This is a genomic window from Neobacillus drentensis (genome assembly GCF_036965245.1).
GTDB classification, from domain to species: Bacteria; Bacillota; Bacilli; order Bacillales; family Cytobacillaceae; genus Neobacillus; species Neobacillus drentensis_G.
Window position 1 is genome coordinate 1 of sequence record NZ_JBALPG010000083.1, and the last position, 14,537, is coordinate 14,537.

Here is a 14,537-nt window from a genome sequence, read left to right on the forward strand (position 1 = left end):
TCCTTAGAAATATATTGTAGGAGAAGGGTTTTTTTATGTTGAAAAATAATATCGTGATATGGACATTTTGGGGTTTCTATTCCAGTGTCCATAGTTAGAAACCCTCCATAAATTCATATGTTCAGCGAATTACAGATATCAGTGTACCTTACGAATTTTTAATAAGGGGGTAAAAAATTTTAGAAAAGTGTCATAACAAGATAGGACAACGTCATAAACATATACTGTCCAAAAATACCTAATATGGATGAAATTATCCCACTTTACTCTATGATCAGGAGGGGATCACTTGGAAAAGGTCGATATTTTTAAAGATATTGCCGAAAGAACAGGCGGCGATATTTATTTAGGAGTAGTAGGAGCAGTACGAACAGGAAAGTCAACTTTTATTAAAAAATTTATGGAGCTTGTTGTTTTACCGAATATAAACAGTGAGGCGGAGAGATCAAGGGCACAAGATGAGCTACCGCAAAGTGCAGCCGGAAAAACAATCATGACAACCGAGCCGAAATTTGTGCCAAATCAGGCAGCAACTGTTCATGTCGATGAGGGCCTTAATGTTAATATCAGACTGGTTGACTGTGTTGGGTATACTGTACCGGGTGCTAAAGGCTATGAGGATGAAAATGGACCGAGAATGATTAATACACCTTGGTACGAAGAACCTATACCGTTTCACGAAGCGGCCGAGATTGGAACTAGAAAAGTAATCCAGGAACATTCCACAATAGGGGTAGTCGTCACAACGGATGGAACAATCGGAGAGATTCCTCGAAGTAACTATATTGAAGCGGAAGAAAGAGTGATTGATGAACTGAAGGAAGTTGGCAAACCATTTATCATGGTTGTTAACAGTGCACAGCCATACCACCCTAGCACTGAAACCCTAAGATCAAGTTTAGCTGAAAAATATGATATTCCTGTAATTGCAATGAGTGTTGAAAGCATGCGTGACAGTGATGTCCTCAATGTTCTTCGCGAGGCACTTTACGAGTTCCCAGTACTTGAAGTTAATGTCAACCTTCCAAGCTGGGTAATGGTACTGAGAGAAAACCATTGGCTTCGTGAAAGCTATCAAGAGGCTGTAAAGGATACAGTAAAAGACATCAAGAGATTACGAGATGTTGATCGTGTAGTCCAGCAGTTTAGTGACTTTGATTTTATTGAGCGAGCGGGCTTAGCAGGGATAGAAATGGGTTCAGGTGTTGCAGAAATCGATTTGCTTGCCCCAGATGAATTATATGATGATATTTTAAAAGAAATTGTTGGGATAGAAATCAGAGGGAAAGATCATCTTCTTGAACTTATGCAGGATTTTGCCCATGCAAAAGCAGAATATGATCACATTTCAGATGCCTTAAAAATGGTGAAACAGACTGGTTACGGGATTGCCTCACCAACTCTTTCTGATATGAGCCTTGAAGAACCGGAAATCATTCGCCAAGGTGCAAGGTTTGGAGTTAGGTTAAGAGCAGTAGCGCCATCGATTCACATGATTAAGGTTGATGTCGAATCGGAATTTGCCCCTATAATTGGCACGGAAAAACAGAGTGAGGAGCTTGTCCGCTACCTAATGCAGGACTTCGAGGATGATCCATTATCGATTTGGAATTCTGATATCTTTGGGCGCAGCCTAAGTTCCATTGTCCGTGAGGGGATCCAAGCCAAGCTTTCCTTGATGCCGGAAAATGCAAGATATAAATTAAAAGAAACTTTAGAGAGAATCATAAACGAAGGTTCAGGCGGCTTAATTGCCATTATACTATAGATTTTCGGACTCCCAATTGGAGTCTTTTTTTATTTTTGTGACAATATTTTAACCAAAATAGCCCAAAATAGTAGAATTTTGTCGAACGAAAGAAAAGATTACCATAATTTCATGAAATCTTCTTGCTATGCTGAATTGATTATGATAATCTTTTAACAGAATTACGTTGTAGTGCTTGGAACCTTATATTCATAAGGGTTTTTATTAAAAATAGAATTATGTCACTTAAAAAGTCGATATGTACTAAATTGGTAATAAAAACGCGCTATGACGTATAGAAATTAGAAAAATTGTTTAGAAATGTAGATAAGTAATCTTATTTACGAATCTTGATCAATTCTTTGGGAGGAGGTGAATGGCATGAACAAGACAGAACTTATTAATGCAGTTGCTGAAGCTAGCGAGCTTTCAAAAAAGGACGCTACAAAAGCAGTTGATGCTGTTTTTGATGCGATTTTAGATGCTTTAAAAAATGGTGATAAAGTACAATTAATTGGTTTTGGTAACTTTGAAGTACGCGAGCGCGCGGCACGTAAAGGTCGTAACCCTCAAACAGGTGAAGAAATCGAAATCGCTGCTAGCAAGGTTCCAGCTTTCAAACCAGGTAAGGCGCTTAAAGACGCAGTAAAATAATTACATAAATTATTGCTTTAAGCGATTGCTAAAGCAAAAAGGTCATGGGAATATTCCATGGCCTTTTTGCTTTTTCATAATCCACAGGATGAAAAAGAATTTTGTTTTTTGCCTGTAAAGAAAGGATTGTGCTAATATGTATTTGTCGTCTATACTTGATAGATATACTCTAGGAGGTATTCATTATGATAGAAGTGAACCGTGCCCAAATTGAAGAGGCGGTGCGTTTAATATTAGAAGCAATCGGTGAAGATCCAAATCGTGAAGGTCTGCTTGATACACCAAAAAGAGTTGCAAAAATGTATGAGGAAGTATTTAGCGGAATAAATGAGGATCCAAAGCAGCATTTTGAGACTATTTTTAGTGAAGATCATGAAGAGTTAGTCTTAGTGAAAGATATTCCGTTTTATTCGATGTGTGAACATCATCTCGTCCCATTCTTTGGAAAAGCACATGTGGCCTATATTCCGCAAAACGGTCGTGTTACGGGCTTAAGTAAATTAGCGCGGGCTGTTGAAGCAGTTGCCAAAAGACCGCAGCTTCAAGAACGGATTACCTCGACCATCGCAGACAGTATGATGGAAAAGCTAGAGCCTCATGGGGTTATGATTGTGGTCGAAGCAGAGCATATGTGCATGACGATGCGCGGTGTAAAAAAGCCGGGCTCAAAAACAGTTACTACTGCAGTTCGCGGCGTTTTTGCAGATGATGCAATTGCTCGTTCTGAGGTGCTTTCCTTAATAAAATAGTAGTGTTGATTATTTCTAACATATTTGGAGTGATAATATTGGAAAAGCGCAATCAGCAAAATAATGATTATGTGGTCATTAAAGCCATTGAAGATGGTGTCAGTGTAATCGGTTTAACTAGAGGTACAGATACAAGATTCCATCATTCAGAAAAGCTTGATAAGGGTGAGGTACTAATTGCTCAATTTACGGAGCATACTTCAGCAATCAAAATTAGGGGAGACGCAAAAATTCTCACCCAATTTGGTGAATTAGAAAGTGAAATGAAGAAATAAGCAGGGCTTTTCTAATCAGCATGTAATAAGTCAAAGTCGTATAGTGATGATTATTTTGTGAATTCCTGCCCATAGGATGCCTTTTATGATATAATGTTGTCTGTCTTGTGTTAAAGAAATTAGACTATGATTTTCTTTATATCATGGGCATGAATTTTTCTTTCCAAAAGATAAAGAAAACTCGCCGATTGGCAAGCCGTTAGGCGAAGACAGAGGCGTAGTTGCACTTATGCCTGATTGGAAAGTTTTACTTTCCTATCGGCAAATAAAAATACATAGGATATTACTTCGTGGAAGCAAGGGTGATTAGATTGCAGGATATTCGACAGAAATTTACAATTATTAGGGGGCAAATCGAGAAAAAGGTTTTTGATTCATACTTGCTCGATCACATTGAAACCCCTATTATTGACGAAGATAAGCTTCTTATCCTCATCTCAATAATGGATCGGCTTGAATTGTCATTTCGTGATATCCAGAACTATGCTTTATCAACTATGTTAATTCAAATTGCCCTTGATACCCATGAACATATTTCCAATGAATCAAAAGATGAAAAAAATCGTCAATTAACAGTTCTCGCCGGGGATTATTTTAGCGGCTTATATTATAAACTTCTTGCCGATTCAGAAGATATAATGATGATTAAATCACTTTCAAAAGGGGTAAAAGAAGTCAACGAAAATAAGATTTTTATTTACCAATGTAATCTTGAGGGAATAGAAAAACTGATGAATAGTATTAAGAGGATTGAAAGTTCCTTACTTACAAAGTTCTCCGATTATTTTAAAGTAGATATATGGAATGATTTTATTGCTAATTTTTTATTTTTTAAACGGTTACTAAATGAAAAAAAGCAATATTTTCATTCGGAAAGCTCCATATTGTTTGAATCCTTGAAGAATATTATCTTCCCTGGTAATGAAACAAAATTGAAAGAATTATCAGGTGAGCAGCGAAATCATTTATTACAGATTTGCGACCATTATCTAGAACTTTCAAAACAAGTGATTGAAAAAGGAGTAAAACAGCTTCCCTATTTTAATGATTTACTTGAAAAAAGGATTACGTTGTCGTTGAATCAATACCAGCCATATGCAAAAACTTTTGTGGAAGAAGGGTAAAAAAATGCAGCAATCGAAAGAACAGCGCGTTCACAATGTGTTTGAGAAGATATCTGATAACTATGATAAAATGAACTCAGTTATTAGTTTTCAGCAGCACATCAAGTGGCGGAAGGACACCATGAAAAGAATGAATGTTCTGCCTGGTTCAAAAGCTCTCGATGTTTGCTGCGGAACGGCCGATTGGACAATTGCTTTAGCAGAAGCAGTAGGTCCGACAGGTGAAGTGACTGGGTTAGATTTTAGCCAAAATATGTTGAATGTCGGAATTGAAAAGGTTAAAGGCTTGGGGCTTCGGCAGGTAAAATTAATCCACGGCAACGCAATGGAACTGCCCTTTCCTGATAATAGCTTTGATTATGTTACGATTGGCTTTGGATTAAGAAATGTCCCCGATTACATGCAGGTATTAAAAGAAATGCATCGGGTAGTAAAGCCGGGTGGTATTGCTGTCTGTCTTGAGACATCACAGCCTACTTTAATCGGCTATAAACAGCTATATTTTTTTTATTTTCGTTTTATTATGCCGTTGTTTGGAAAATTGTTAGCAAAGAGCTATAGAGAATATGCCTGGCTTCATGAATCAGCACGTGATTTTCCGGGAATGAGGGAGCTTGCCAAAATGTTTCAACAAGCGGGCTTTAAAGATGTGAAATTCAAACCGTATAGTGGCGGTGCGGCCGCTGTTCATATTGGCAAAAAAAATTAATACATTGAAATTGAAGACAGGATGAAAAGCTGGGTGAATACAAATGAAATTAAAAATGATGTATTCATTTTTGAATTCGGATATTAACATAATCGAAAAAGAGTTGGAAGAGACAATCCAACCTGAGTCTCTTCTTTTGAAACAAGCATCAATGCATACATTACAAGCCGGAGGAAAAAGAATTCGTCCTGTTTTTGTTTTGCTTGCGGGTAAATTTGGTCATTATGATATACATGTGATAAAAAATGTTGCTGTTGCCCTCGAATTAATTCATATGGCATCTCTTGTCCATGATGATGTAATCGATGATGCTGATCTTCGCAGAGGCCAGCCAACAGTTAAATCAAAATGGGATAATAAAATCGCGATGTATACCGGCGACTTTGTTTTTGCCCTTGCATTAGAATTAATGACAAATATCGAAAAACCTGCTGCCCATAAAATTTTAGCAAATACGATCGTTGAAGTGACTTTGGGGGAAATTCAGCAGATAAAAGACAAATACCGTTTTAATCAAAACCTTCGGGATTATCTTCGTAGAATTAAGAGGAAAACAGCCTTGTTAATTGCTGTCAGCTGCCAATTAGGTGCAATTGCTGCAGGGGTTGAAGAGTCCTTCCATAAAAAGCTTTTCCGTTTTGGGTATTTCGTGGGAATGTCCTATCAAATTATCGATGATATTTTGGATTTCACCTCTACCGAAAAGGCATTAGGGAAGCCAGCAGGAAGTGATCTTTTACAAGGGAATATTACGGCTCCAGCCCTTTTTGCAATGGAAAATGACGAGATTCGTAGGGAAATTGAAAAGGTTCATGAGAATATGGCTCCTGATGATATTTTAAAAATAATTTCCCTTATAAAACAGACAGGTGCAATCGAAAAGTCATTTGCTCTGAGTGATCACTATTTAGATAAAGCTTTAGCTGTATTAGAAGAATTACCAGATAATAAAGCAAAAAAAACACTTCGTGATATTGCAAAATATATTGGCAGACGAAAATTCTAGCTTACATATGTCTTTAAACCAAGAACAGGTATCATAAGCTTTTCAATGTTGCTAAATATTCGAAAAAGTGATACCATTTTCCATGGATTGTTCTCTTGAAACAATCAATATACATAATCATTTAGGGGTGGAATTCATGGAAAAAACTTTTTTAATGGTAAAACCGGACGGCGTACAGCGTAATTTAATTGGAGAAATCGTTGCAAGATTTGAAAGAAAGGGCTTCCAATTGGTTGGAGCTAAATTAATGAGCATCCCAACTGAACTTGCTGAAGAACATTATGGAGAGCACAAGGAACGACCATTCTTTGGTGAATTAGTAGATTTCATTACATCCGGCCCTGTTTTCGCAATGGTTTGGCAAGGTGAAAATGTCATCGCAACGGCTAGGCAAATGATGGGCTCTACTAATCCAAAGGATGCGGCACCTGGTACGATTCGCGGTGATTTTGGATTAACAGTTGGTAAAAATGTTATTCATGGTTCTGATTCACCTGCAAGCGCAGAGCGGGAAATCGGCTTGTTTTTTAAAGATACTGGAGTAGTTGAGTATTCTAAATTAGTAAACGAATGGATTTATTAATTTAACAGTAAAAAGGCACTTGTATGGAACCATACAAGTGCCTTTTTCTGTAATCGTATACAAAAATTTTCCCGCTATTTTCTGAATTATTATACTATGTTTATTGAGCGTGATATGATATATTGATACATAATTCTTTAATGAGTTGAAGGGGGAAAGAGAATGGGAATGAGATATTTAACTGCTGGTGAATCCCATGGGCCACAGCTAACAACAATTTTAGAAGGTCTGCCAGCTGGAATGCCGCTTGCGGCTGCGGATATAAATGAAGAGTTGGAAAGACGTCAAAAGGGCTATGGCCGTGGAAGACGCATGCAAATTGAGAAAGATTCAGCAGAAATTGTATCTGGTGTACGTCATGGAAAAACACTAGGATCCCCAATTGCTCTAGTAGTGAAAAACAATGACTGGAAGCATTGGACAACTATAATGGGTATTGAAGCGATAGAAGAAGGACAAGAGGATGAAATAAAGCGTAAGGTAACACGGGCAAGACCAGGACATGCCGATTTAAATGGTGCCATTAAATATGGACATCGGGATATGAGAAATGTTCTAGAACGATCTTCAGCACGAGAGACAACCGTTAGAGTAGCAGCTGGTGCTGTTGCCAAGAAGCTTTTATCCCTTGTTGGCATTGAACTAGTTTCACATGTAGTAGAAATTGGCGGAATAAAGGCCAATGTAGATCCTTCCCTAACGGTAGAGGCCATAAAGCAACGGACAGAAAATTCTCCCGTAAGGGTGGCAGACACAAATGTAGAGCAGGATATGATGAATGCTATTGATGAAGCAAAGAAAAATGGCGACTCTATTGGCGGTGTTGTTGAGGTTATTGTGACAGGAATGCCGGCTGGAGTGGGAAGCTATGTTCATTACGATCGTAAATTAGATGGAAAATTAGCAGCAGCAATAATGAGTATAAACGCTTTTAAAGGTGTGGAAATCGGAATTGGATTTGAAGCAGCAAGGAAACCCGGAAGTGAAGTACATGATGAGATTGCCTGGGATAAGGAGAGAGGGTATTACCGTAAGACAAACCGGCTGGGAGGATTTGAAGGCGGAATGACTACGGGGATGCCAATTGTGGTTAGAGGCGTAATGAAACCAATCCCGACACTATATAAACCATTAATGAGTGTTGATATCGAAACGAAAGAGCCGTTTGCAGCGAGTGTCGAACGTTCTGACAGCTGTGCAGTACCTGCTGCAGCAGTTGTTACGGAGCATGTAGTAGCCTGGGAACTTGCGAACGAGCTTGTTGAACAATTTTACAGTGACCGTTTTAATACATTTGCCGATGAAATAAATAGGCAGCGAGAATATGCGAGGGAGTTTTAATGGAAACCGTACAAATCCAAACAGAGTCGAAAAAGTATCATGTCTTTGTTGGTGAAGGGATAAGAAAAGAACTTGGTACTTTTTTAACCAATCATTTTACCAAACTTACAAGAATATTAATTATTACTGATGAAACTGTTGGTAAGTTGCATCTTGAAAAGCTGCAGCTTGTTCTAAAACCGTGGAATCCCGTTATTTTTACAGCACCTAGCGGCGAAAAGGCAAAAACCTTTGAAGTTTATTATGAGGCTCTATCAATAGCACTTGAGAATCATCTTGATCGAAAATCTGTCATTATTTCTTTTGGCGGTGGTGCGGTTGGGGATTTGTCAGGCTTCGTAGCTGCTTCCTATATGAGAGGGATCCCTTTTATTCAAGTCCCCACTACCATCCTAGCTCATGATAGTGCTGTCGGCGGGAAAGTTGCCATCAATCATCCGCTTGGAAAGAATATGATTGGTGCTTTTTATCAACCAGAAGCTGTATTTTATGATCTAGAACTGTTAAAAACGCTGCCAATCCAAGAAATTCGTTCTGGGTTTGCAGAGGTTATTAAACATGCACTTATTGCAGATCCTAATTTTTTTCATTGGTTAACAACGAATGTTCATGATTTGAAAACTTTAACGTTTGAGCCATTATCGGATTCTTTGGTAAAAGGTATAAGAATTAAAAATAATTTTGTTTCACAAGATGAAAGAGAAACTGGAATCCGTGCTTATTTGAATTTTGGGCATACGCTTGGACATGCAATTGAATCAGAAATGGGATATGGAAATTTCACCCATGGTGAAGCAGTTATGATCGGGATGATTTTCGCTTTAAAATTAAGCAATGAACTTCTTGGGCTATCGTTTCATTTAGAAGAATTTATCGATTGGGTTACAACATTAGGATATAAAACAAACATACCCGAACAGCTATCTCTTGATAGGCTGATTGCCAAAATGAAACAGGATAAGAAGTCCGTTGGCGAGTCTATTCGATTTGTGTTACTAGATAAAGTGGGGCAGCCAATGCTTCAGGAATTATCCGAAGAAGTTTTATTAAAAGAGCTTAAAAGTTTTTAGTACAAGGGGGATTTATCATGATCAGAGGGGTGAGGGGAGCAACGACGGTTAACGAAAATACTGAAGAAGCTATTGTTTCTGCCACAGAGGAGCTTTTGGCTAAATTAATTGAGGTTAATCATATTCAACCAGATTCCGTCGCCTCCGTATTAATTTCAACCACCGAAGATATTAATGCTGCATTTCCGGCAAAGGCATTGCGGAATTTTGCTGAATGGACATATGTACCTGTCATGTGTATGCGGGAAATACCTGTTCCGAATGCTTTGAAGATGTGCATTAGAATTATGATGCATGTGGATACAGAAATAGCGCAGGAAAAGATTGTTCATGTATATTTAAAGGAAGCAAAGGTATTAAGGCCAGACCTTGGCAGTAATTTGGTATAATAAAAATATCTTATGCTTAAAAAAATATGACAATCAGAACGAATGGAGTGGGGAAAATGAGATGGAAAGAGCAGTTATTAACACTGACACCCTATCAACCAGGAAAATCAATTGAGGCAGTCAAAAAACAATTTAAATTGGATCGTATTGTTAAGCTTGCATCTAATGAAAATCCTTTTGGATGCTCAGAACAAGCACTTTCAGCCCTTCAATCATATCAAACAAGTTTGGCACTTTATCCTGATGGTTACGCTACTCATTTAAGAGAGACACTTTCAGCGTTTTTACAGGTTGATGAGGACGAAATAATATTAGGGAATGGCTCAGATAACCTAATTCAAATTATTTCAAGGGCGCTACTGCACCCGATGGCCAGTACCATTATGGCAACCCCAACCTTTTCTCAATATAAGCACAATGCTTTGATTGAGGGGGCAATTATTAAGGAGATCCCTCTTGTCAACGGAGACCATAATTTAGATGCCATGCTTGAGGCAATTGACGAGACTACGAACATCATATGGCTCTGTAGTCCAAATAATCCTACGGGTACATATATCCCAAGAAATAAATTAATTCTATTCTTAGAAAAGGTGCCGTCACATATCCTCGTCGTACTTGATGAAGCGTATTTTGAATATGTAGTCGCGGAAGATTACTATAATGCAATCAGTTTAACACGTAAGTATGAAAACCTAATTGTGCTTAGAACTTTTTCTAAAATATATGGACTTGCTGCACTACGGGTTGGGTATGGGGTGGCGAACCGTGCCATCATCAAAGCACTTGAACCTGCAAGGGAACCATTTAATGTGAATACTTTAGGTCAATTAGCAGCGAGTGAAGCGATCAAGGATCAGGAATTTGTCGAAGTTTGCAAAGAAAAAAACAGACAGGGTCTGGCACAGTTTTATAAATTCTGCGAGAAGCATCATCTTGAATTTTACCCTACCCAGACTAATTTTATTTTAATTGATATTAAAGCTGATGGGGATGAGGTTTTTCAATATTTACAAGCACGGGGATATATCGTACGCTCCGGAAAAGCTCTTGGTTTCCCTACAGCGGTAAGAATTACGGTGGGCTCTTCTGAACAAAATGAAGGTGTCCTTAAGGCATTGAGCGAATATCTAGAAGCGAACTGAGGCGAGCAGTTCTCTCTAACTAGGGGGATTTATATTGAAAGGCCGGGTTTTTGTTATTGGCTTAGGATTAATTGGTGGTTCCTTAGCATTATGTATCAAGAAAGAACATAATGAAGCAGTGATTGTAGGATTTGATATAAATCCTGAACAGGCAATACTTGCAAAAATGCTCGGAGTCATTGATGATATTGCGGAAAATATTTGTGATGGTGCCATTGATGCTGAATTAATCATTATTGCAGTACCTGTAAACGAAACGAAGGAAATTATCCAGTTGTTATCTGAACTTCCGCTTAATTCAGAAGTAATCGTGACAGATACAGGCAGTACAAAAGGCAGAATTGTTGAAAGTGCCACTAGCTTAAAGCAGAAGGGAATTACCTTTATAGGTGGCCATCCAATGGCTGGTTCACATAAAAGCGGTGTTACGGCTGCTAAAGAAATTTTATTTGAAAATGCCTTGTATCTGTTAACTCCAGAAGAACATATAGAAGATACAAAACTTGAAACATTGAAAGAATGGTTAATCGGAACAAATGCCAAATTTCTAACCGTCACACCTGGAAATCATGACTATCTTACAGGGATAGTCAGTCATTTTCCCCATATTATCGCCGCATCGATTGTCAGGCAAACTGAAAAATTATCAGAGGCAGAAGGTCTCATCCCCCGTCTCGCTGCAGGCGGATTTAGGGATATCACACGTATAGCCTCAAGCAGCCCGGCAATGTGGAAAGATATTTTGCTGCACAACCGTGAAATATTAATTAAACTGCTTAATCAGTGGCTGGATGAAATGAATGGGGTTAAATCCTTACTGGAAAAGGAAAATAGTGCCGCTATTTTCGATTATTTTAAACAGGCAAAGCAGTTTCGCGACGGGTTGCCACAAAAAGAAAAAGGCGCGATACCAGCATTTTATGATTTGTATGTCGATGTGCCCGATTACCCTGGTGTGATTTCAGAAATAACCGGTTATTTAGCGAAGGAAAAAATCAGCATCACAAATATTCGCATCCTTGAAACACGTGAAGACATAAATGGAGTTTTGGTCATCAGCTTTCAAACAGAAGAGGATCGGCAAAAGGCAGAACATTGTATTGGCAATTATTCCAGCTATGTCACATCCATAGGTTCATAGTAAAGCGGAAGCGCTGGTCTTGTAGCGTATGTACTGAAGCGATACGACTGGGAGCAATAGTGATATGATGATAACTTATCGTAGGGAGAAGAGTGAGGCAGACTAGCCGTTAGGCGCTCTTCAAACAGCTAAGCCTTCTCCTTCGAGTGAGGTATCGCTTCCAAAGCTCATTCTTATGGACCTGGACATTTCTCGAAGTTCAATGAGATATACTGATATTAATAAAAAGGTGATTTTTGATGGCGTCATTAAAACTTAAAAATAACATAAATCGTTTATTTGGTGAAGTAACAATCCCTGGAGATAAATCCATCTCCCACAGATCCGTCATGTTTGGATCAATTGCTTATGGGGAAACAAAGGTTACCAATTTTTTGCCTGGAGATGATTGTTTAAGTACAATCTCGTGCTTTCGAAAGCTTGGGGTAATCATTGAGGAATCTGACAACCAGCTTCGTATTATCGGAAATGGTTTTGAGGGATTAACTGAACCTGATGGAGTATTAGATGTTGGCAATTCCGGGACAACAATTCGTTTATTAATGGGGATATTGGCAGGAAGACCATTTTTCTCCACTCTAGTGGGTGATGAATCTATCGGAAAAAGGCCAATGACAAGGGTAACGGGTCCTTTAACAAGTATGGGTGCATGGCTTGATGGTCGAAAAGACGGAGCCTTCACTCCTATTTCAATCCGTGGAGGTCAGTTAAATCCTTTCCATTACGAGCTTCCAGTAGCTAGTGCACAGGTAAAGTCAGCATTAATTTTAGCTGGTTTACAGGCAGAAGGAGAAAGTACCATTATCGAGCCTGCTGAAACCCGTGATCATACGGAAAGAATGATTCGACAATTTGGTGGTGATATTAACAAAGATAACAAGGTGATTACTGTTAAGGGAGGGCAAAGACTGACAGCTTCGACAATTCATGTCCCCGGGGATATATCCTCTGCGGCCTTTTTCCTTGTAGCTGGGGCTGTGATTCCAGGAAGTGAAATTGTTTTAAAAAATGTTGGTTTAAATCCAACTAGAACAGGAATCATCGAGGTATTGAAGAAGATGGGGGCAGACTTAGAGATTGTTCAAAAGGATGACAACTCGTTTGAGCCAGCTGGCGATTTCATCATCAAGACATCCAATCTAAAAGGAATTGTTGTTGAAGGGGATATTATCCCAAAACTAATTGATGAAATTCCGATTATTGCCCTTTTGGCAACACAGGCAGAAGGAAAAACAGTGATTAAAGATGCTGAAGAATTAAAGGTTAAGGAAACGAATCGCATAGATACCGTTGTCAATGAATTGAGAAAATTAGGAGCTTCGATTGAAGCAACCAACGATGGAATGATCATCTATGGAAAATCTAATTTAAACGGCGGAAGGGTTTCTAGTCATGGAGATCATCGAATTGGCATGATGCTTTCGATTGCTGCCCTTTTATGTATAAATAATGTAGAGCTTGAGCAATCCGAAGCCATATCTGTTTCATATCCGAATTTCTTTGCCCATTTAAATAGCCTAATCCACTAAAAGCTGCATGTTATGGCAGCTTTTTCTATTGTAAAAATATCTAGAAGTTGTTTGAATGTCATAGTTTTCAGATTGTTTGCATAGCTTGTCTTAAAGAAAGGAAATGGGTGGGTGGGACGATGTATATCATTGAAAATGCCAATATTCTTAAAGACAAAGAGCTTCATACATGTTCGTTATTAATTAATGATGATCGAATAACTGCCATTCAAACAGGGTTCAAGCGTTATCAATTAATAAAAATGAACGCTGAGCCGTATATTATGACCCCTTCTTATGTCCTTTTAAGTTCTAAAGTTCCTCAACAAGGTTCATTTCAAGATTTAAAAACCTGTATAATTGAACATTTTTTGTTAAAAGGATGTACTACTTTGTTTACATATGCTGATATTACATACGAAAAAGAACTAACAGAAAAAATAAAAGCAATGGAAACGGCATTAATAAGCAGCCCAATTGACTTTATTATCGGAGTTAAAATCCCTGCACATTTAATAACAATATCCTTTATCAGAAGTTGTAAAAAGTTAAAAATTCCGGCCATTTTTGTTGAGATTCAGGATCAAGAGGAATTAGAGAAAGTTCCTTGGGGATGGATAAGGGAAGCTATGTTTCCATTCAACAGTCCTTTAATTCCATTAATTTCTTCTTTACAAAAGAAGGAAGCGAAGGCTGTTATGTCGAAATGGAAGGATATCATGCAAAGAGAAAAAATCCCGGCATTATACGAGGAAGTTGAAGAAAACAAACCATTGTCTATTCCAGTATTAAACAAAATCGGTTTATATCCGCAAAAAGGCAGCCTAATGAACGGTACTGAATTAAGTTATAATTTATATCTAAAGGGAAGAGAAATCAAGAATGTTGATGAAGCTAGTTTATTTCATTATCATAGTGATAGACTAGTAGTTACAGTTCACAAAGGAATGGTTGTCCTCTCAGGGAAAAAAGTTTTATTTAAACCTGGAAATGGAGAACATGTTAAGGTGAGAACCCCATCTTATTTTTCTTTGTAAATCAATGGGAACGAGAGGTAATAGTCAATGGATCGAGTAAATAATATTATTAATATGTT

General features: G+C 38.1%; 15 protein-coding genes. All 15 read left to right on the forward strand.

What is annotated here, in order from left to right; genetic code table 11:
• Positions 1–289 precede the first annotated feature (289 nt).
• The 15 genes from spoIVA to V7150_RS17340 all read left to right on the forward strand — a co-directional run bounded on the left by spoIVA (position 290) and on the right by V7150_RS17340 (position 14,478).
• Complete coding sequence (gene spoIVA, locus V7150_RS17270) at positions 290–1,768, forward strand: stage IV sporulation protein A (protein ID WP_335520873.1); 1,479 nt, start codon at positions 290–292, stop codon at positions 1,766–1,768.
• A gap of 360 nt (positions 1,769–2,128) precedes the next feature.
• On the forward strand, positions 2,129–2,401 hold the full coding sequence (gene hbs, locus V7150_RS17275) for a non-specific DNA-binding protein Hbs (RefSeq protein ID WP_024030636.1): 273 nt from the start codon (positions 2,129–2,131) through the stop codon (positions 2,399–2,401).
• A 185-nt stretch (positions 2,402–2,586) separates the two neighbouring features.
• Entirely contained in the window at positions 2,587–3,150 is a 564-nt protein-coding gene (gene folE, locus V7150_RS17280) for a GTP cyclohydrolase I FolE (protein ID WP_335520874.1), read from the forward strand.
• A 38-nt stretch (positions 3,151–3,188) separates the two neighbouring features.
• On the forward strand, positions 3,189–3,425 hold the full coding sequence (mtrB, locus tag V7150_RS17285) for a trp RNA-binding attenuation protein MtrB (RefSeq protein WP_335520876.1): 237 nt from the start codon (positions 3,189–3,191) through the stop codon (positions 3,423–3,425).
• 302 nt (positions 3,426–3,727) lie between these two features.
• Positions 3,728–4,549, forward strand: coding sequence for a heptaprenyl diphosphate synthase component 1 (locus V7150_RS17290; RefSeq protein WP_335520878.1), 822 nt, complete (start codon positions 3,728–3,730; stop codon positions 4,547–4,549).
• A 4-nt stretch (positions 4,550–4,553) separates the two neighbouring features.
• Positions 4,554–5,258 carry a demethylmenaquinone methyltransferase gene (locus tag V7150_RS17295; RefSeq protein ID WP_335520879.1) on the forward strand — a complete coding sequence of 235 codons (705 nt, stop codon included), beginning with the start codon at positions 4,554–4,556 and terminating at the stop codon, positions 5,256–5,258.
• Positions 5,259–5,301: 43 nt separating this feature from the next.
• Positions 5,302–6,264 (forward strand): heptaprenyl diphosphate synthase component II, encoded by a 963-nt coding sequence (gene hepT, locus V7150_RS17300; protein WP_335520881.1) that lies wholly within the window; start codon positions 5,302–5,304, stop codon positions 6,262–6,264.
• A 136-nt stretch (positions 6,265–6,400) separates the two neighbouring features.
• Entirely contained in the window at positions 6,401–6,847 is a 447-nt protein-coding gene (gene ndk / locus V7150_RS17305) for a nucleoside-diphosphate kinase (protein WP_283919227.1), read from the forward strand.
• 168 nt (positions 6,848–7,015) lie between these two features.
• Positions 7,016–8,188, forward strand: a complete 1,173-nt coding sequence (gene aroC / locus V7150_RS17310) for a chorismate synthase (protein WP_335520896.1) — start codon at positions 7,016–7,018, stop codon at positions 8,186–8,188.
• Positions 8,188–9,258, forward strand: a complete 1,071-nt coding sequence (aroB, locus tag V7150_RS17315) for a 3-dehydroquinate synthase (RefSeq protein WP_335520884.1) — start codon at positions 8,188–8,190, stop codon at positions 9,256–9,258. The genes aroC and aroB overlap by 1 nt, the downstream gene beginning before the upstream one ends.
• A 17-nt stretch (positions 9,259–9,275) precedes the next feature.
• A complete protein-coding gene (gene aroH, locus V7150_RS17320; protein ID WP_335520886.1) occupies positions 9,276–9,647 on the forward strand; it encodes a chorismate mutase in 372 nt (123 codons plus the stop codon).
• A 56-nt stretch (positions 9,648–9,703) separates the two neighbouring features.
• Entirely contained in the window at positions 9,704–10,792 is a 1,089-nt protein-coding gene (gene hisC / locus V7150_RS17325; RefSeq protein WP_335520888.1) for a histidinol-phosphate transaminase, read from the forward strand.
• Between the two features lie 34 nt (positions 10,793–10,826).
• Complete coding sequence (locus V7150_RS17330; protein ID WP_335520890.1) at positions 10,827–11,933, forward strand: prephenate dehydrogenase; 1,107 nt, start codon at positions 10,827–10,829, stop codon at positions 11,931–11,933.
• 239 nt (positions 11,934–12,172) lie between these two features.
• Complete coding sequence (aroA, locus tag V7150_RS17335; RefSeq protein ID WP_335520892.1) at positions 12,173–13,462, forward strand: 3-phosphoshikimate 1-carboxyvinyltransferase; 1,290 nt, start codon at positions 12,173–12,175, stop codon at positions 13,460–13,462.
• A 119-nt stretch (positions 13,463–13,581) separates the two neighbouring features.
• The gene (locus tag V7150_RS17340; protein WP_335520895.1) at positions 13,582–14,478 is read left to right on the forward strand and encodes a hypothetical protein; all 897 of its coding nucleotides are present in this window, start codon (positions 13,582–13,584) and stop codon (positions 14,476–14,478) included.
• Positions 14,479–14,537: the final 59 nt, after the last annotated feature.

Coding starts and splice junctions, on each gene's coding strand:
- aroC (WP_335520896.1), top strand. CDS start 7,016: ATGAGATATTTAACTGCTGGTGAATCCCATGGGCCACAGCTAACAACA.
- hisC (WP_335520888.1), top strand. CDS start 9,704: ATGAGATGGAAAGAGCAGTTATTAACACTGACACCCTATCAACCAGGA.
- aroA (WP_335520892.1), top strand. CDS start 12,173: ATGGCGTCATTAAAACTTAAAAATAACATAAATCGTTTATTTGGTGAA.
- ndk (WP_283919227.1), top strand. CDS start 6,401: ATGGAAAAAACTTTTTTAATGGTAAAACCGGACGGCGTACAGCGTAAT.
- aroH (WP_335520886.1), top strand. CDS start 9,276: ATGATCAGAGGGGTGAGGGGAGCAACGACGGTTAACGAAAATACTGAA.
- hbs (WP_024030636.1), top strand. CDS start 2,129: ATGAACAAGACAGAACTTATTAATGCAGTTGCTGAAGCTAGCGAGCTT.
- folE (WP_335520874.1), top strand. CDS start 2,587: ATGATAGAAGTGAACCGTGCCCAAATTGAAGAGGCGGTGCGTTTAATA.
- V7150_RS17295 (WP_335520879.1), top strand. CDS start 4,554: ATGCAGCAATCGAAAGAACAGCGCGTTCACAATGTGTTTGAGAAGATA.
- hepT (WP_335520881.1), top strand. CDS start 5,302: ATGAAATTAAAAATGATGTATTCATTTTTGAATTCGGATATTAACATA.
- V7150_RS17340 (WP_335520895.1), top strand. CDS start 13,582: ATGTATATCATTGAAAATGCCAATATTCTTAAAGACAAAGAGCTTCAT.
- aroB (WP_335520884.1), top strand. CDS start 8,188: ATGGAAACCGTACAAATCCAAACAGAGTCGAAAAAGTATCATGTCTTT.